The organism is Campylobacter concisus (genome assembly GCF_001298465.1).
In the GTDB taxonomy this organism is placed as follows: domain Bacteria; phylum Campylobacterota; class Campylobacteria; order Campylobacterales; family Campylobacteraceae; genus Campylobacter_A; species Campylobacter_A concisus.
Genome location: NZ_CP012541.1, coordinates 54870 through 73074 on the forward strand (window position 1 = coordinate 54870; position 18205 = coordinate 73074).

General features: G+C 34.1%; 16 protein-coding genes and 3 pseudogenes. 13 read left to right on the forward strand and 6 right to left on the reverse strand.

What is annotated here, in order from left to right:
- Positions 1–55: 55 nt before the first annotated feature.
- Positions 56–1837 carry a site-specific integrase gene (locus tag CCON33237_RS00270; RefSeq protein WP_054195889.1) on the reverse strand — a complete coding sequence of 594 codons (1782 nt, stop codon included), beginning with the start codon at positions 1835–1837 and terminating at the stop codon, positions 56–58.
- A gap of 794 nt (positions 1838–2631) precedes the next feature.
- On the opposite strand from CCON33237_RS00270, the pseudogene CCON33237_RS00275 reads away from it, so the two are divergent.
- Positions 2632–3188: pseudogene (locus CCON33237_RS00275) on the forward strand (transposase).
- Between the two features lie 54 nt (positions 3189–3242).
- Here CCON33237_RS00275 and CCON33237_RS00280 read toward each other — a convergent pair.
- Complete coding sequence (locus tag CCON33237_RS00280) at positions 3243–3866, reverse strand: tetratricopeptide repeat protein (RefSeq protein ID WP_054195890.1); 624 nt, start codon at positions 3864–3866, stop codon at positions 3243–3245.
- A gap of 650 nt (positions 3867–4516) precedes the next feature.
- On the opposite strand from CCON33237_RS00280, the gene CCON33237_RS09715 reads away from it, so the two are divergent.
- The 7 genes and pseudogenes from CCON33237_RS09715 (at position 4517) to CCON33237_RS00305 (ending at position 10203) form a co-directional block, all read left to right on the forward strand.
- Positions 4517–4684: a hypothetical protein gene (locus CCON33237_RS09715; RefSeq protein ID WP_199906615.1), complete on the forward strand. Its 168-nt coding sequence runs from the start codon at positions 4517–4519 to the stop codon at positions 4682–4684.
- Positions 4685–4695: 11 nt separating this feature from the next.
- A complete protein-coding gene (locus CCON33237_RS00285; RefSeq protein ID WP_054195891.1) occupies positions 4696–5346 on the forward strand; it encodes a DUF4391 domain-containing protein in 651 nt (216 codons plus the stop codon).
- A gap of 138 nt (positions 5347–5484) precedes the next feature.
- Positions 5485–5783: pseudogene (locus CCON33237_RS09785) on the forward strand (restriction endonuclease).
- A 639-nt stretch (positions 5784–6422) separates the two neighbouring features.
- Entirely contained in the window at positions 6423–6725 is a 303-nt protein-coding gene (locus CCON33237_RS00290; protein ID WP_054195892.1) for a hypothetical protein, read from the forward strand.
- On the forward strand, positions 6703–7248 hold the full coding sequence (locus CCON33237_RS00295) for a hypothetical protein (protein ID WP_054195893.1): 546 nt from the start codon (positions 6703–6705) through the stop codon (positions 7246–7248). Before CCON33237_RS00290 ends, CCON33237_RS00295 begins: the two co-directional genes overlap by 23 nt.
- A 152-nt stretch (positions 7249–7400) precedes the next feature.
- A complete protein-coding gene (gene mobC / locus CCON33237_RS00300; RefSeq protein WP_054195894.1) occupies positions 7401–7763 on the forward strand; it encodes a plasmid mobilization relaxosome protein MobC in 363 nt (120 codons plus the stop codon).
- Complete coding sequence (locus CCON33237_RS00305; protein WP_054195895.1) at positions 7753–10203, forward strand: hypothetical protein; 2451 nt, start codon at positions 7753–7755, stop codon at positions 10201–10203. Before mobC ends, CCON33237_RS00305 begins: the two co-directional genes overlap by 11 nt.
- Before the next feature lie 42 nt (positions 10204–10245).
- On the opposite strand, the gene CCON33237_RS00310 is transcribed toward CCON33237_RS00305, so the two are convergent.
- The 3 genes and pseudogenes from CCON33237_RS00310 to CCON33237_RS00315 form a co-directional block, all read right to left on the reverse strand.
- Positions 10246–11460, reverse strand: coding sequence for an ATP-binding protein (locus CCON33237_RS00310; protein WP_054195896.1), 1215 nt, complete (start codon positions 11458–11460; stop codon positions 10246–10248).
- 302 nt (positions 11461–11762) lie between these two features.
- A pseudogene (locus CCON33237_RS09725) lies at positions 11763–12061 on the reverse strand (restriction endonuclease).
- A 138-nt stretch (positions 12062–12199) separates the two neighbouring features.
- Entirely contained in the window at positions 12200–12769 is a 570-nt protein-coding gene (locus CCON33237_RS00315) for a DUF4391 domain-containing protein (protein ID WP_081004415.1), read from the reverse strand.
- A gap of 298 nt (positions 12770–13067) precedes the next feature.
- On the opposite strand from CCON33237_RS00315, the gene CCON33237_RS00320 reads away from it, so the two are divergent.
- Entirely contained in the window at positions 13068–13664 is a 597-nt protein-coding gene (locus tag CCON33237_RS00320; protein WP_054195898.1) for a hypothetical protein, read from the forward strand.
- 2 nt (positions 13665–13666) lie between these two features.
- On the opposite strand, the gene CCON33237_RS00325 is transcribed toward CCON33237_RS00320, so the two are convergent.
- Positions 13667–14815: a hypothetical protein gene (locus CCON33237_RS00325; RefSeq protein WP_054195899.1), complete on the reverse strand. Its 1149-nt coding sequence runs from the start codon at positions 14813–14815 to the stop codon at positions 13667–13669.
- Between the two features lie 297 nt (positions 14816–15112).
- Between CCON33237_RS00325 and CCON33237_RS09605 the strand changes: the two genes are divergently transcribed.
- From CCON33237_RS09605 to CCON33237_RS09790, 4 genes are read left to right on the forward strand one after another with little or no spacing between them, the layout of a single operon-like run.
- Positions 15113–15280, forward strand: coding sequence for a hypothetical protein (locus CCON33237_RS09605; protein WP_169748866.1), 168 nt, complete (start codon positions 15113–15115; stop codon positions 15278–15280).
- 9 nt (positions 15281–15289) lie between these two features.
- Complete coding sequence (locus CCON33237_RS00335; RefSeq protein ID WP_054195901.1) at positions 15290–16000, forward strand: disulfide bond formation protein B; 711 nt, start codon at positions 15290–15292, stop codon at positions 15998–16000.
- 10 nt (positions 16001–16010) lie between these two features.
- Positions 16011–16904: a hypothetical protein gene (locus CCON33237_RS00340; RefSeq protein WP_054195902.1), complete on the forward strand. Its 894-nt coding sequence runs from the start codon at positions 16011–16013 to the stop codon at positions 16902–16904.
- A 22-nt stretch (positions 16905–16926) separates the two neighbouring features.
- Entirely contained in the window at positions 16927–18135 is a 1209-nt protein-coding gene (locus tag CCON33237_RS09790; protein ID WP_236842012.1) for a molybdopterin-dependent oxidoreductase, read from the forward strand.
- Positions 18136–18205 lie beyond the last annotated feature (70 nt).

Consider the following 18205-nt stretch of genomic DNA (forward strand, 5'->3'; position numbering starts at 1 on the left):
AATACTAAATAAGATATAAAGATAGTCTTAAAAGTTTATGCTTTGAAATTTACTCCTATTCATTATCATACGATACCATCTCTACTTTAGCCTTTAGTGTGTTTGCATTAATAGGTTTAGCATAGGTGTTTAGCAAAATTTTATACTGCTTTTCATGTCCTACTATCTGGGCTATAAGATTTGCTTCTACCTCGCGTTGCACTAGATAGTCTATAAAGTAGTGTCTAAAAGAGTAGAAGGTCTTTTTAGAGTCTTTGTCTATAAACTTTCTTTGGATCTGGCTTCTAAAAATTTCAGAGAAGTCCTTATTGCTTACCTTAAATATATTTCCGCTTTTCTTGCTATTAACATATTCTAGCAGGCCTAGATCTATGAGCTTACTATGGATAGGCACAAACCTAATGCTATTTTTGGTCTTGGTAGTTTTACCATCATTTGTGTTTATGTTAAAGCAGTAAATTCCATCTTTTAAGACTATATCTTCTTTATGAAGTTGTGTGATCTCTTTTATCCTCATGCCACTATAAGCAGCTATCATTGTGACGTAGTAGAGCTCACTAGCCTCTATCCTTGAACTTGGAGATTTTCCGCTTTGTTTGATGTTGGTTACTATGTCAAAGATTTTCCTAGCTTCTGATACATCGTATGGAAGCACTGCCCTCTCGCTAGGGTCTACGTCTATCTTGACGTTCATTTTTGCAGTTATGCTTTTACCTATATAGCCACTATCAAAGCAGTAGTTAAAAAACTGAATAACCCTTATCATATATTTTTGAATAGTAGGTTCAGAGAGTTTATCGTCCTTTTCTCCCAGCTTAAGTATCTGAGATAAACTTTTATCTTTATACCTACTCTTTTGAGCTAGCTTGGTTGGAATTTTATAAAGAAGATCTCTAAATTCAAGCAAGTTATCTCTCGTGATCCTATAAACTGGCGTATCTTCGTTAAAGTATAAAAATAAGAGCTTTTTTACGCCAGTAACTAATCTTTGCGTATCTGGCGACCACTTATCAGCTCTTTTAGTGTTTGTCTCAAATATCTCGAATGCATCCTTTAAGCTCTTTTGATCTTCTAAATTTAAAGCTGAGAATTGATTGCTAGAGCCAGATGTCGCTTGCAGTACTTGCCTGATCTCATACTCTTTGGTTATTTTGGCGCTAGGATTAAAAATACTAAAGCTACTATCGTCATCTAATTTTATCTTGATATTTTTTGGTGGATTTGGATCCAATATGATATCTTCCATGCTTCTATGGCTATTCTTTGTTCTTACTAGCTTTAAATTTGAAGTTGAGCCATACTTTTGATCTAGTATGGCATAAACCGTCTCGCTAATCCTCTGAGCCATAGCCTTAAGCTGCCCATCAGTAATGGGCAAACAACCACTATCTTCAAGCTCTTTTATATTTTCTTGGAATGAAGCTATGTCCTTAGCGTCAAACGAACTAGGTTTGGCATGTTTGGCTAAGTTATCACTAGAATCATCTTCAAGGAAACAGTGCTCACGCTTGTCATCAAAGAGCACACTGCTCTTCTCAAGCTTTGATACAAGATAGTTAAGTGTTAGTATGTTTTTCTCTAAAAGAGTTTGCCCTATGTTCTCTTTATTCTTGCTACCAAGAGCGCCAGCAGTGTTAGTGATATTACTTATATCCTTAATTAAAATTTGAGGCAGACCGCCATCTATCAAACTTTGTTTAAAGTAGTCATTGAGCGCATTTAGAAATTCTACATCCATCTTCTTATTAAGAAGAGAGTGCTCTTTGATGCTCTTACTAAGCTTTACTTTCATAAACGAATTTACAAAAGATTGGATTATGCTATCACCAAGATTCATGTGAACCGCCCTTTTTATCAAGTAAAGATTGTTGTCTAGAATTTTAGCCCTTTTTCTGGCTTTTTCCAAGAGATTAGTGGATGTGGAGAAGCAAATTTCTCGCTTTTCGTTAAAAAATTTTCTAATGCTTGGAGCAAGTGTGACTCGGTAGTAATATATACCGTTTCGCTCCCTTAAGTGTTGTCCCATATTTAATAGCCAACCGGTCAAAAATGGAACAGTTTTATGTAACTACTAAGTAAAAATCGTCTAAAGTGCGTATTTCAGGCTTTCAGGAGCTCATATAAAAAATCCTCATAAGCCGGAGGTCGGGAGTTCAAGTCTCCCCCGTGACACCATAAATACCTAAACTACGATGTTTCTACAATATTATATTGCAGTCACCTTTCATAAAATATAGCTTAAAGTTTGTAGCAAATTTAAAATTTATGTAGCAAAAATTTAAGCTGACTGTAATTTTAGCATATTTTTGCGTAAAATTTTTAAAATACTGCTTTAAAAGCATAGTCCTTTTTATAAATAATTTATGTCATTCTTTTTATTTTTTATATTACATACAAATACTATACAAACTATCATACCGCCAAGTTAAATTTTCAATATATCAAAATTAATAGAAAACAAAAATTTGTATCCAGTAATTACAACAAGAAGTAACGTAGCAAAGACTGTTATCGTCTTTAGTATAATTTTAAAAAACATCACAAATAACTATAGGCTCAAAACAAGTTAAAAACTTTAAAAGGAGTTTTTAACTATGATCCTACTGATGTTCCTAAAAAGTAACGAGTGTAGTGAAATTAAAAAATAAGTATATCTATCGTTACCAAATTTCAGAGAAGAAATTTCCTGAGATTTTGAAATATTTTTCTTTAGATTTAGAAGCCATAAAGATAGCCAAAATCTATAAAATTTCTAGGAATTCTACAAATAAAATTCTAAGAGATTAGAATTCTTGTATCAAAAGGGTGCAAAAAATAAGTAAATTTAGCGGTGAGATTGAAATAGACGAAGGCTACTTCAGGACTAAAAGAGCAAGAGACAAGAGAGGTAGAGGAATGGCAAATAAAACACCAGTGTTTGGTATGCTTAAAAGAGATGGTAAGGTCTATTCTGGGATAGTTAAAAATTGCCCTACAAATGAACTAATGCCTATACTGTCGGAGTTCAGTGATCTTGATACTCTACTATATTATTCTGATTGTTGGAAGGCTTATGACGGATTAGTAAATTATGAAGCAAAGACTCGTTATTTAAAGGTATAAGTAAAGATAATTTTTTACTTCACCTTAAAAAAGCGAATTGTGAATTTAGATAGCATACTAAAACTACACAGGAAAACTTATATTAGAATCTATTGAAATTGATAAGAGAGAATCTACTTAACTTGTCTTGAGCCTAAATTTTAATAGCCTTTTTCATTTAGCCTTCTGTAATCATCACATCCCAACTGAAGTCCTAAATCACAAGCCTTCCCGTAATATTGTTTTGCAATGGAAAAATCTTGTTTTACGCCTCGACCGTTGTTGTATGAAACCCCTAAGTTATAGCAACCCTTAGCATTTCCACTATCACAATCTTTTTTAAACAGTTCAACAGCTTTTTGGTAATTTTGTTTTACACCTCGACCGTTTACATATGAAACCCCTAAGTTATAGCAACCCATAGCCTCTCCACTATCACAAGCTTTTTGATAAAGCTGGGCTGCTTTTTGGTAATCTTGTTTTACACCTTGACCGTTTTGGTATGAAACCCCTAAGTTAGAGCAACCCATAGCCTCTCCACTATCACAAGCTTTTTGATAAAGCTGGGCTGCTTTTTGGTAATCTTGATTTACACCTTGACCGTTTTCGTATAAAAACCCTAAGTTAGAGCAACCCCTAACCTCTCCACTATCACAAGCTTTTTTAAACAGTTCAACAGCTTTTTGGTAGTCGCCTTTCTCGTAAGCTTCTATTCCCGATTCAATAAGATCTTTGGAAAACCCAATAGAAAATAAAACTACAAGTAAAACTAAAATTCTTTTCATTTTTTACCTCTTTAATTTAACCTAATAGACGATATTCTGTCTTTTTTAAACTTAAATTATTATTAATTATCTATTTATTTTTTGTGATAAAATAGCATATATAGATTTACCTGCCATTTCCTATACTTTTTCTAAAAATAAACTCTGGTTTTAGTTCATATTTATTGCGTTTATTTATGAGAAGCGTGGCAAATTTTACTTATAAATCCATAATATTTTATTGCATTATCGTTGGTTAAAAAAGTAATAGTGTAACCTTTGCAAATTAAATCTCTTATGTTTTCTCAGCCGATGGTCTTATTTTTCTATATACGTCTATCAAGAATTAAAAAACAGTTAGACTTAGTAGATGAGTATCATTTTATTTTTACCTCTCCTAAATGACTACATGCCGTTGTTTCAGCCACAAATGAGCTACCCAAAGGCGTTATTTTTATACTTAAAAATGTAAACAACAGCGTTAATATCGACAATAGAAATAGAATTCACCCTTTTATATGGTATATATAGGAACCGATGGCAACATTACCTGCGATTATCTTGAGCCAAAAAACATATTAGACAACTTAAGGCTTCTTTGCAGAGGGAAGAAAGAGCCTATCTCGCCTTTATGTCAGAAATTTAACCACGAAACCAACGACGGAAAAGATATGAGTAAAATGTCAAAGCTATTAAGCGAAGCAATTAGCTCCATTATCAATAAAAAAGAAGAAAGCGATATCGATAGTTTGTTTTCAGCCGGCGGTACTTCTGCCTTGATGTCTGCTATATCAAAGTTAGATGATTTTGAACTAATCTGCTTTTTGGTTATAAAATGACGGAGCTATCCATGGCTATAGAGTTACCAAAAAGCACGGAATTTAACAAAAAAATAAAAATCCCAAAACAGAAATTTTATGAAAATTTAGAGATATCGCCTTCTTTGAAAAAAATATTTATAGAGCAAGTAGATAAAATTATTTGGAGCAATAAAATCGCGTCCTCAACTACCAACCTTGCAGGTGGTGATCTTGTAAAAGAGATCGAAGTGTTTGAGGTATCTTTAAAGAGCCCAAGCCTAGATGATGAGCTATTGCGCCATATAGATAGAGCGGTGCCGTATCATATAGTTTTTATCTTAGAGTACCAAGACAGATATAAAGTTTGCATTAGCTACAAAGAGACCGCTATATCTGGAAATATGGCTTTCAAAGTAAATTCGTACTACTATACCGACTGGCAGAACAAGCAAGATTTGCATTTAAAGCTAGAAAGCTTAAATCTTGACACAGCCTATGAAAATTTTATTCGTCAAATAGCTGGCGATAAATTACAAAATTTGATTTTAGGCGAAAGCCTTAAAGAGTCTGTAGCTAGGTTGGAGCAAAAGGAGCTTTTACAAAGGCAAATTTTAGCGTTAGAGTCTAAAATTCTCAAAGAAAAGCAGCTACTCTTAAGAATGATGAAAAGCGACGGCGATTATACAGCATATTACCTATAATGCGCTAGATGAAAAATACGATACTGCTGTTTTTACGGATCCTACGATAAAAGGTCAGCTTGACAAAAATGCGGTTAAAACAAAAAATATCTTTACGATCATGTCGTGTATGATTCTTCAAATGAGAAGAATTTTGCAATGGAACTAGATACAAGCAAGGACGTTGCCGTTTATGTTAAGCTTCCAAGTGGCTTTTATATAAGCACGCCTGTGAAAAATACAATCCCGACTGGGCGATCGCGTTTTATGAGGGTGATATCAAGCACATTTATTTTGTTGCGGAGACTAAAGGGTCTATGAACTCTATGCAGCTTCGCCAAGTCGAAGAGTCCAAAATTCACTGCGCAAAGGAGCATTTTAAGGCTATAAGCAATGATAGCGTAGTTTATGACGTAGTGGATAGCTATAAATCGCTACTGGATAAAGTTATGAAGTAATATTATCAAAGAGCTATACCATAATTTAAATTTAGAAGAGCTTTTTGCAACGCACCTAAACCGTTGCTGTCTTGCTCTTCTTTTTTTGCATTGAAATATTAACTATAATAGATAAGGTCAAAAAGTTATAGCAATATAAAAGTAATTTCTTTATAAAAATATCTTTGTGTGTGAATCAAATTTTTAACATGACCACTTCAACGCCTATAAAAATATATGCATTAAGCTATTTATAAGTATTTTTTTGATATGTAAGGTCACATAGTCAACTAATCAACAAACCACTTGGTATATCGTGCTTCTAAAACAAAAATCAACAATTATTGACCACTTAAACAATCTAGCCATCAAAATATCTTATAATATACACAAATTTAAAAATAAAATATTTTTAACCAAAGGAGGTTAAGATGATTAAAGCCAGTTAAAAGCAGAAGCTCTATTTTAAGTATTTAAAAGAGAGCTTCTGCGATAGGTTATTAGCATTCCTATTGTAATCGTTCTCTACTTTTAAACTACTTAAATAAAAACCTTATCAACAACTACCATATCAAAATAAAAGGCACACTATAGGTATGTCCATTTGGTGAGATGGCTATTACTGTCTCTTGATTTTTTAAATGGCAAAAAGGAGAAAAAATGCCAAATAAAAAAATAATTTTAAATGATTTAAAAATCATTAGAAGAAACAAGAAAAAAGAGGAGATTAAACAAGCTTGTATTGAAGTCTTGTTCGCAGAAAAAGCAACATTCAAAGAATGCAAGTTACTAATCGAAAATCATTATAGCGTAAAGCTATCAAATAAAGAGTTTTCCAAATGGAGGAAAGAGTATGAGGCAACAAATACCAATCAACCCTCTGATGCAGATCAAATTTCTGAGGTTAAAGAAGATAAAAAAGAAGATGAGGAGCTAAGCAATGGCACTAACAATCAAGAGTAGCGATACAGCAGTTGCGACAAATGCCGTAATTGCTCTACAAGAACATATTGAAATGGGCAATAAGGTTAGTGAAAATATTAGAAATAATATTGAGCTTTTTAATAAAACTGCGGATAGTTTTAATGGAGGTTTTAAAGAAAAAACAGATCTAATAGAGCAAGTAGGTGCTGAACTTATAAATGCAACAAAAGAGATTCAAGACAACTTTCAAAAAACTCTAAAAAGTGCAGATAAAACTATATCGAAGATCAACTCATCTTTTAGCTCTTTGATGAAGAATATAATATCTATATTAATTGCCTTTGTATTTATAGAAGTGATCTTCTTTTTTGGCTACTTGTTTTATGATAGCCATAAGACAAATGAAGCCAAATCTGCACTACAAAGCAAGCTAGATAAGGCACTTTATAACATATCTAATCTTCAAGGCTTTATTATCCATATCTACAACCAAGATGGTCAAAAAGCTAGTGAAGATTTTACTAAATGGCTAAACAAAAATGGTGACGGTAATGTTCAGTAGTAAGCAAATTTTTCTAATAGCAAGACACATACAATGTATGACACTTCGTTTTCATACCTTGTATAATCTTGCTCTGCCGAGGGCTACAATGCGAGATATAAGAAGCTTTAAAACGCTTTATCTCGCTATCACATTTTATGAAAGGATATCATATGTCAAAAAATGTCAAGGATAAGGTGCTCTCCGCAAGGATCACTTATCAACAATACGATAAGTTATCTAAAATAGCTCTAGAGTTAGATATGTCAAAATCAGAAATCATTTCCTATCTTATAGATAATGGCACTGTAAATTCTGAATCCATAAAAAAGAAAGAGTTATATCCAACAATCATTACATATTTTGCTAGACCTTTTAATAACATCAATCAAATAGCAAAGAAACTAAATATAGCTTATAAGACTAGTGGCAATATAGATTTAAAAACGATACTGCAGACACAAGAAGAGTTGTACAAAGTTCAATCAGTGCTAACTGAAATTTTAAGCCTAATAAAGAGTAGCTATGATAGTTAAGATCTCAAAGGGAGAAAAAGGCATAGCTGATTATCTAAAAACTGGCAAGAAAAGAGATTCGAAGCTAACTAGAGATGAAAAAGATGATAGATTGCCACTGGCTGGAAATTTAGATCTTATCGAGATGTCTGAAAAGCACCAGAGCAAGAAAAAGAATAAGAAACATAACTACTATCATATATCCTTGTCATTTACTTCAGAGGAGTGGAGCAGACTATATGAAAGTGGCAATATAGATGAGCTTATAATGGATTTTTTGAGGCTAACTTTCCCAAATCACGACATAGATGAGCTACTTTTTTATGCTGAAGCTCATCTGCCTATAATCAAAGAAGAGCCATATATTCCTCGCCCAGAAGGGGCACTAGAAAATAGAACATTAAACAAGAAACATAAAAATGGTGAACCACTAAAAAGAGAGCCTCATGTTCATCTAATAGTCTCTTTTGAAAATATGAAATTTACTCATAGTGTAAAAACCGGTGGAGTTATATATACAAAAGGTGTAGCCAAGCAACAAATAAAAGCTGTTATGGCTAAATCAGCAGAGAAATTTAAAAGAGTAGTTAATGACATCTTATCTAACAAGTATGGATTAAATAATATAGAGCCTTTAAGTATGGATGAAGACCAACTAAAAAAACAATATGAAAGCTTTAAAAGTGCAGCACAAAAGGTTAAGAAAGGCAAAGAAAAAGATACACAGATGAAGATAGAAACAAATGTAGTGATCGAGCCAAAAGCTAATACAAAAGAGCAGGATATAAGTGTTGAAGAGCTGCTAGCTGATGCTAGAAATTCTACAGCTGATTATCTATTAAGAATGATAGAAGAAGATGAGAGTTTCAAAAAAGACTATTATGATAGAGCAAAGAGGCTTAACGCAATGGATATAAGAGAATTTTTGCCTATGATCAATGCAAAATTTAACATTACCGCAAAACCTAAAATAGTAAATGACAAATATAAAGTAAGTGTAGATGAGTTTAAGGGAACTTATAATCTAACTGATCTAATGTGTAAGATAGTCTATAATGGCAGAAAAGGAGCATTATTTCACGTGGTTAATGAGCTAGAGCAAATGCTTATAGAGCTTCAATCCAATAAAAATGAGCCAAAGATAACATTAAGTGTAAGTAGTGACTTTGGCACGCCAAATAAAGACCCAAAAACTCAAGTGTTAAATAGCTGGGAAACGATACAAATAGAGCCATACAATCTAAAATCAATACTTAAAAACTATTCAGCTATATCAGTGGCAGGTTTTAAAGATAAAGGCAAAGAAGCTAGCAGTATTGACAGCATAACTCCTACGCTTATATATGATATAGATAGCTCTAAATTTACTGCAAATGATGCTCAAAATTTACTAAAAAGTAAAGGAATAAAAGGCTTCATATACCCAACCACCTATCAAGCGCCAGACACAAAAGTAGAGAAATTTAAACTCATTATACCCACAACAGATGCTCCAAGCTTAAATGAATATGATGAATACATAAAAGAGATAACAAGAGAGCTTGGGTTATATGACATAGTAAATAACTCCAGCTTGCATCCTAGTAAATTTCACTACACTCCAGTGCCAGGATCTGAAGTTATAAGCATTGGTGGAAAAACTTTTGATAATACAAGAGCCATTGAAGATGCCAGCCTAAAAACAGACATTAATAATATGGATATTAAAGCCATATATGAAGATTTACAAAATCTAAGAAAATATGAGCTTGGTCATGAGCCAAAAGATACCAACTCACATATTAAAAGAGCAAGCTATCAAGCTATATCATCAAAGATTCCAATAAAAGAGTTAATAGAATACTTTGACGAGAGCACTATGGTTAAAAAATATAAAGATCATCAAATACTTTCTGGCAATAGCGGTAGATATCTATACCTACCAGAAGAAAACACAGCCTACTCTTTTAACCAAAATAGACACTATACTCCATATATCTACATTAGAGATAAATTTGATGAAGCAGCTAGAAAGATAAAAACTGGGTTTTTAAATGATGACGTTATTAAAAAGATAGGGCTTAAACAAAATGAATATGAAGGCTTCGTAAAAGGCATCGATTACCATCTAGATATAAATAGATACTATTTAGCTTTTATAAATAGAACCGAAAACTTTAAAAAATATCTATCAGATATAGTTCGAATTAACTACCAAGGCCTAATTTATAATATAAAAACCTATATGAAAGATTGGCAAGATATGCAAGGTTTTAATAAGCTAAAGGAGCGTTATAAAACAGATAAGATATCTCTAGCAAATGATCATATATCATTTGGCTCACTAAAAATAATAAAGCAAGAGCTATATAATCAAGGACTTGATAAGGACTTTGGGGTGGAGCAATCAACACAACAATCAAATGAGATAGAGGGCAAAGAGCAAAATGTAAAGTCAGGATATGATGGTTTGAGAAGGTAGATTATCGTAAGCTGTTATAGAAGCCAAATTATTAGCCATCTCTCACCCCATAAATCCAAACGGCAATGCAAACATATCATCATCTAGCTTCATAGCCGTATCTCCAGTATAAAAAACTATGCCCTTATAAAATTTACTTTGTAAATTTTCTTTTAAGTGGTAGATATGCTTAAAGTCATCTTTGCTGATAGTTTTTGAGGATTTGACCTCTATGGCTATGAGCCTGCCTGATATCTCAAGGATAAAGTCTATCTCTTTTTGATCGCTCGTTCTATAGTAGTATATATTTGCTCTTTTTTTGCTACTTGTATTTGCCTTTAGTAGTTCATCAAATACAAATGTCTCATATATAGCACCTTTATATGGAGAATTCGCAAGCTCTTGCGCTGAAGAAATTTGAAGAAGATGTGCCAGCACCCCTGTGTCGGTGGCAAAAATTTTAGGAGTTTTTATAAGTCTTTTTAGGGCGTTGTTAAAATAGGGCTGAAGCTTTTGGATCTGGTATGTATGCTCAAGTACGCTAAAGTAGCCATCAAATGTCTTATTATCAAGCCCGGACTCTAGACATAGCTCATTTTTGTTAAAGATGTTACCACTTCTTAGCATACATAGGCGGTACATAGTGATAAATTTATCCAAGTTTCTGATGTTTCCTATCTCTTTGGCGTCTGATTCTATATATGTTCTTATATATGAGCTAAACCAGAGATATTTTGATTTCTCGGAGTTTATCTTTGTGATCTCTGGATAACCACCATTTATAATCTTTTCAGATAAGCCCTCATTATCATACTTCTTTAGCGAAAGATGGCTTATATCGCCACTTAAAATATCTATCAAATTTTCATCGCTATGACTTAGCTCTTTTTGAGAAAGTGGATATAGCTCTACTATGCCTATCCTACCAGCCAAAGAGTCCGAGATATCTTTAAAGCCCTTTAAATTTGCAGAACCGGTTAATACAAACTGCCCATTTGTTCTATCTTTATCTATAAATTCTTTTATGGCTAGAAGCAATATTGGCACTCTTTGTATCTCATCTATCACGATAGGCTTATTACAGTGCTCTATAAAGCCTTTGGGATCGTTTCTTGCGGATTCATATATGTTTATGTCGTCAAGCGTTATGTAGTTTGGTATATCTAAATTTAAAGCAAGGGTTGATTTGCCTACCTGCCTGGCTCCGCTTATCAAAAGCACTGGAAAGCTTTTCATATACTCTTTTATCTCATTGGCTATGGCTCGTTTGATATACATAGTATTTTATCCTTAAATATTTAGGAGTATAATACTATAATATATAAAATTTTACAAGGATGGTTTGGCTAAGATAATTGTATATTTAAATTTAATTCGTACTAAAACTAGTAAGATTAAATCAGCTACTGTAATTTTTTATTACACTGAGTATTTATTAGTAAAGCTTTAAGCAATATCACCTCAGATTTTCATATTGACAAATGGCAGTCAAATTTTTCCTCAAAAAGAGCAACGTAATAACCATTTTTGGCGTATTACACAGACTCTTTTATGCTGCGATCTAACTTCTCAATAAATTTTTACCTCATAACTTTATCCAATAGCGATTTATAGCTATCCACTACGTCATAAACTACGCTATCATTGCTTATAGCCTTAAAATGCTCCTTTGCGCAGTGAATTTTGGACTCTTCGACTTGGCGAAGCTGCATAGAGTTCATAGACCCTTTAGTCTCCGCAACAAAATAAATGTGCTTGATATCACCCTCATAAAACGCGATCGCCCAGTCGGGATTGTATTTTTCACAGGCGTGCTTATATAAAAGCCACTTGGAAGCTTAACATAAACGGCAACGTCCTTGCTTGTATCTAGTTCCATTGCAAAATTCTTCTCATTTGAAGAATCATACACGACATGATCGTAAAGATATTTTTTGTTTTAACCGCATTTTTGTCAAGCTGACCTTTTATCGTAGGATCCGTAAAAACAGCAGTATCGTATTTTTCATCTAGCGCATTATAGGTAATATGCTGTATAATCGCCGTCGCTTTTCATCATTCTTAAGAGTAGCTGCTTTTCTTTGAGAATTTTAGACTCTAACGCTAAAATTTGCCTTTGTAAAAGCTCCTTTTGCTCCAACCTAGCTACAGACTCTTTAAGGCTTTCGCCTAAAATCAAATTTTGTAATTTATCGCCAGCTATTTGACGAATAAAATTTTCATAGGCTGTGTCAAGATTTAAGCTTTCTAGCTTTAAATGCAAATCTTGCTTGTTCTGCCAGTCGGTATAGTAGTACGAATTTACTTTGAAAGCCATATTTCCAGATATAGCGGTCTCTTTGTAGCTAATGCAAACTTTATATCTGTCTTGGTACTCTAAGATAAAAACTATATGATACGGCACCGCTCTATCTATATGGCGCAATAGCTCATCATCTAGGCTTGGGCTCTTTAAAGATACCTCAAACACTTCGATCTCTTTTACAAGATCACCACCTGCAAGGTTGGTAGTTGAGGACGCGATTTTATTGCTCCAAATAATTTTATCTACTTGCTCTATAAATATTTTTTTCAAAGAAGGCGATATCTCTAAATTCTAAGTTCTATCTTACATGTTTTATAATCCATATTAGCAAGATTAATTTTAACTTTTTTATCCACAGTGAACAATTCTCTTATTAATTATAAGGTAACTAATAAATCGTGTGGTTTCTAATATACTAAAATAGACTCAAAGGTCGTTATAGCACTCAAAAAAGGATAAAGAATATAGAATAAGTTTTAGAAAATCTGATTAAAATTTTAAAGATCAATAAGATAAATTATCATAGAATAGTGAAATATCGTTTTGGATAAGTTCGAGATGATATTTAATAGGAAACAATATGAAATTTAAAGATTTTAAAGAAAAAAACAGTAGCAACTATGACTTTTTCACAGCTGATGAGATGAGCTATAAAGAATTTGTACAATTAAGCTTTAAAGAGTTTTTAACTAGCGATAGCGGCTCAAAGTGGCAGCTTGACATAGATGATAAAAGGTTTAACTCGTTTCCAAATTTCACCCAAAAACATCAAATTTGCATATCGAATTTAGACTATGAAGATAATGTTTTTCAGTTTAGAATTTGCTCTGAAAACAACGTATCAAGCCTTGGCTACCGCATGTTTACGAGCTTTGATAGCATACATAAAGACTTTGTCACAGACGATATCAAGTACTCTGATGAAGTTATGATGGACCTAAAGCTTGGCGAGCTTAAAGAGTTTCCTTGCATATCAAAATGCGGCTGGTGGATCAAAGATATCTGGCGAGATATGTATCCTATCTTAGACGAGACTAACAGCGAGGAATTTGTAGCTGGCATTATAAAAAACGAATTTACCAAAAAGATGACCGAGATAAATGAGTGCCTAAAAAACGCTCAAGATGGCGGAAAGCTTGACGAAATTATTGCTAAACTAAAAGATAAAATCAACTAAATTTAGAAATTTCCACCCACAGCACAAGAGCTAGCTGGATATGAAGTAAGTCCGTAGTCAGCCGACTCTACGTTATAAAAGTCCAAATTTGCACTTCGTGAGATGATATATTCAAAGCCTTTTTGATTTAGCTCGATCAAAATTTCAAGCTCCGTATCTCTTTTGCAGACTATGCTTTCAAAAAAGTGAGAGAAGAAAGAAATTTTGGTATTTTCCTTTTGCATTGAGTGATTTAGCATGAGCTCCATGTTGCTAAAAATTTTAAAGATAGTTTGATTTGTCTCAAATTTACCAAATCTAGCATAATAATTTTGCAAATTTGCGTCATTTAGTACGATGTTTTTGGTGCAGTTTTTAGTGATCTGCTCGTAAATAAGACCAAAAAGCTCAATAGAGGCATTTTGATTATCCATCACTCTATTTTCGTGATTTGTGACTACTACAAAGCCATCTTTTATCTCGTATTTTTCATTTTTATAATAAAAGCTAACATTTGCCACCTCTTGCTCAAAGCGCTTTTTATAAGCAAAAGAGAGATAGTTTAAAACGCCCATTTTATCGATAATAGCTGAGCTTCTTACGCCACCATCTAGCTCGTGCTGCATGAAGTATCTTATGAAGCTACCTTGCTCTATATCAAAGCTATTTAAATACTCGATCTTATCAAGATAGATGCAGCGGTAAAGCTTTACAAATTCTGGATTTAGCCTAACATTTATCTCATCTTGTAGCTCGCCATATTTGTCGGTTTGCTCTGCATCTATAAATTCGATTATATTCATCTGCTTTTCGATCTTGTCTTTAACAAAGATTGAAATTTTCACGTCCTGCATCTCATAAAAGCACTTTATCGTATCGGTGGCACTTTTTGTGATATCTGTTTTAAATTTCTTAGCAAGCTCTGCTTTTTTAAGGGTAAGTGAAAAGTTGCCATTTTTTAGTTTATTTTGTGAGTACAAAAGATAGAGTAGCTGCTCATAGACCATGAGATGTGAGTAGGTTAAAAATGTATTATCCACCACGATGACGTAGTAGCAACGTGTTATAGAGTACCTTTTATTATTTTGCAAAAATTCATCATAAATTTTTAATTTGCTTGGGGATTTACATACCTTAAAAACATCATATGATTCCAAAAATATATTTTCCATTACCGCCCCTTTTTACCTTATGCAAAAATATTACATAACTATTCTTTAAGCTAATTTGAATTTACAAACTAATTAATAAAAATAATTCTATAAAAATTAATATTAATTTAATTAAATATAGATTAATTATATAAAATATTTTTGTATAAATATATTTTTATTTACAAATTTTTATTTTATAAAGTAGAAATTAGCTATAAAAATATATTTTTTAAACTAAATTTAATAAATATAGTTATATTATTTTTCTCAGATAAGCATGCTTAGATTTTAAAATTTACAAATTGGGAGCTCAAAATGGAATTTCTAATTTTGACGCTATTTCTGATCAGTGGTCTTATCTTATATATAAAGCCGCAGATGAAAAAAATAGCAACGTCCTGCTTGGCTTTGGGGTGCGTAATACTGGTTGCACTAGAGTTTTACGTAAATTTATGGGTAGTCTTGCCAATAGGCAACTTTTAGGAGGGCAAGATGCAAACGAAACAAAATGAAATCCCAGCAAACGAACAAGGCTTTTTCAACCTTATGTCACTAGCCATCACCGCTCTTGTGGCACTTCCAGTTGGTATCGCCTGCTTGGTGCTTGGCTTTGGACTAGGTGATAACCCTTGCATAATGTGCTGGGCCGAGAGGATCACGATGATAGCTATCAGCCTAATAGCACTTTTCATCATCAGGTACGGACTAAAGCCTGGCTATCTGGCAGCACTTTTACTAATGGCTTGCTGGGGCATATTTAACGGCTTTATCCACTACAGCCTAGATGGAACATTTGGTGGCTATCTTGACATCAAACAAGGTTTTGGCCTTGAAATTTTAGGTGCCCACACTCAGTTTTGGGTTATGGTTGTTGATTTTTGTGTGATCATATTTTTGGCTCTTATATTTTTGTTTAGCAAAAACTTAGGCCTTATAATGCAAAAAAGCTCAAATGGCGAATACGGCGACTTTCTAAGCTGCTTGCCACTTGGCAAATTTGCAAATTTGGTCTTTATCGTGATCATACTTGCAAACTGCGTTCAAGCCTTTATAGCTTCTGGTCCACCACCATATCTAGGATCTAGCACACCACCTAGAATGAGCATCGATCCTTCAAAATGGTTCTGGGAAAAAGACCACTGGGATAGCTCACTTGACTTTAGATTTGACTGGAACCCTGAGCTTCCAGACCTAGTAAAGTAAGGAGTAAAAGATGAAAAAGATAATATTTTTTATCGCATTAGTAAGCCTTGCTTTTGGTTTTAGCTTTGACATGGATAGCAAAAATGGAGCTATCCAAAACATAAAAGAGCTAGGTCTTAAAGATACGCTCACTCTAAATTTGCAAAATGATAATGCAATAACTGGAGCTGACTACGATGAAGGCAAAAAGCAGTTCGCTCTTGTCTCAAACGACAATGAATTTTACATCGCAGATGAGAATTTAAAGCCTCTAAGTTATGCTAAGCACGACCGACATTTTATAATGGAGATGGAAGCAACAGTCGGAGCTACTTGGTACAAAAAAGAGCTTGGCATGATAAGTTACAACAAGACTTTTGTCTTCTATGAGCCAGCTAGTAACCTTAGTAAAGATGAGCAAAATAGCCAGTGGAGGCACCTATTGGCTGGATATGACGCGTGGAAGCTAAATGACCTTGGTAACAAGGGCAGATTTTCTACCATTAGATCAAAACAGCAGTACATCTTAGGCTGGGACTACCTAGAAAGTGAGAATAAATTTTTCACAGCTAGCGTGCCAAATGACGTTAGAGACTACTGGAGTGTCGCTATATTTGACGGCGACGATAAGATGATCTTAGAAGAATTTGTACCAAAAGCTGGAGCAAATTTACAGCTAAAAGAGGGTAGAAATTTAAACAATTACTACATTACTGGCATCGACGTAGAGCCCGATGCGCTCTATCTTTTAAGCAAAAATTTCTCAACTATTTTAAAGTTAAATTTGACCACCAAAGAGATAGACGAGGCATTTAGTTTTAGTGGGGTAAACAACCCAAGAGCATTAGCGATCAAAGATAATAAATTTTACATCTTCTCACGAGAAGACAAAGAGAATAAAGTTTTTATCTTTGAGATGAAATAGCCATCAAATTTAAGGAGAAAACATGCAAAGACGTTCTTTCCTAAAAGGCACCGGAGCAGCTCTAGCAGCAGCTGGAACAGCTCCTAGTCTATTTGGTATGGAGCAATTTGAGGTGGATTTTAACCCAAAATCCTATAAGAACGAGGAAAATGTAGAGTACCACTACCTAACCTGTCCCAGAAACTGCCGTGACGCCTGTTCGATGATCGCTGAGATCAAAGACGGCAAAATGGTAAGCATAAAGGGCGATCCAAAACACCCTCTAACGCAAGGCACAGTCTGCGTCAAGGGTCACACCTACGCCATGCACCTATATAACGCCGACCGTATCATGCACCCTATGAAAAGAGTCGGCAAAAAGGGCGAAGGAAAATGGGAAAAGATAAGCTGGGATCAAGCCCTAAAAGAGATAGCTGCAAAGCTAACTGAGATAAAAGAGAAATTTGGCGGCGAGGCTTTGACTGAGTTTGTCTACTCTGGCAACGAAGGACATATCTCGAAAACTATCGCACCGGGAAATTTCTTTGAAAAATATGGAGCCACAAGGCTTGTTAGAAACCCTTGTGACTGGCCAAGATACGCGGGTACTCCTAGCGTTATAGGTACTGACTTCTCAAAAGATGCACTTGAGATCGATGAGAGTGATATGTACATTAGCTGGGGATCAAACGAAGCTTACACAGCCGTACACTGGATAAGATTTGCTCACCGCGTTAAAAAAAGAGGCGGAAAGATCATCGTTATAAATACGATAAGAATTCCTCTTGCAAACCAAGCTGATATGTTTATCCAGCTAAAACCATCTAGTGACCCTGCATTTTGTCTAGCGGTCTGTAAATTTTTAATAGAAGAAGATCTATATGATCATGAATTTGTAGAAAAATACACAACAGGCTTTGAAGATCTAGTGCACGAGTGCTCACTCTATACCTATGGCGAGCTATCTGAGATGTGCGGAGCAAGTGTGGATCAGATAAAAGTCTTTGCTAGAGAGTACGCTCACGCAAAAGCACCAGCTATCATGCACGGCGACGGCGGACAAAGACACTTTAACGGAGCAAGACTTGTTCGTGCGGTTACATTTTTACCAGTTTTAACTGGCGCCTTGACAAAGCTTGGTGGCGGACTATTTTGGGCATATGTGCATGTAAAAGGCTGCTTTAATTTCGACAACTGTATGCCAGACCTATCTCCAAAAGATAAAGATGGCAAAAAGATAGAAAGACAGTAAGTAAGCTATATAGAATTTGGTAAAGGCATACAAAAAGAAAATCCAACATATCTTGACAAGCCTATAAACA

Coding starts and splice junctions, on each gene's coding strand:
- CCON33237_RS09790 (WP_236842012.1), top strand. CDS start 16,927: ATGCAAAGACGTTCTTTCCTAAAAGGCACCGGAGCAGCTCTAGCAGCA.
- CCON33237_RS00335 (WP_054195901.1), top strand. CDS start 15,290: ATGCAAACGAAACAAAATGAAATCCCAGCAAACGAACAAGGCTTTTTC.
- CCON33237_RS00310 (WP_054195896.1), bottom strand. CDS start 11,460: ATGTATATCAAACGAGCCATAGCCAATGAGATAAAAGAGTATATGAAA.
- CCON33237_RS00290 (WP_054195892.1), top strand. CDS start 6,423: ATGCCAAATAAAAAAATAATTTTAAATGATTTAAAAATCATTAGAAGA.
- CCON33237_RS00340 (WP_054195902.1), top strand. CDS start 16,011: ATGAAAAAGATAATATTTTTTATCGCATTAGTAAGCCTTGCTTTTGGT.
- CCON33237_RS00285 (WP_054195891.1), top strand. CDS start 4,696: ATGGCTATAGAGTTACCAAAAAGCACGGAATTTAACAAAAAAATAAAA.
- CCON33237_RS00295 (WP_054195893.1), top strand. CDS start 6,703: ATGGCACTAACAATCAAGAGTAGCGATACAGCAGTTGCGACAAATGCC.
- CCON33237_RS00305 (WP_054195895.1), top strand. CDS start 7,753: ATGATAGTTAAGATCTCAAAGGGAGAAAAAGGCATAGCTGATTATCTA.
- mobC (WP_054195894.1), top strand. CDS start 7,401: ATGTCAAAAAATGTCAAGGATAAGGTGCTCTCCGCAAGGATCACTTAT.
- CCON33237_RS00320 (WP_054195898.1), top strand. CDS start 13,068: ATGAAATTTAAAGATTTTAAAGAAAAAAACAGTAGCAACTATGACTTT.
- CCON33237_RS00325 (WP_054195899.1), bottom strand. CDS start 14,815: ATGGAAAATATATTTTTGGAATCATATGATGTTTTTAAGGTATGTAAA.
- CCON33237_RS00280 (WP_054195890.1), bottom strand. CDS start 3,866: ATGAAAAGAATTTTAGTTTTACTTGTAGTTTTATTTTCTATTGGGTTT.
- CCON33237_RS00270 (WP_054195889.1), bottom strand. CDS start 1,837: ATGAATCTTGGTGATAGCATAATCCAATCTTTTGTAAATTCGTTTATG.
- CCON33237_RS09605 (WP_169748866.1), top strand. CDS start 15,113: ATGGAATTTCTAATTTTGACGCTATTTCTGATCAGTGGTCTTATCTTA.
- CCON33237_RS09715 (WP_199906615.1), top strand. CDS start 4,517: ATGAGTAAAATGTCAAAGCTATTAAGCGAAGCAATTAGCTCCATTATC.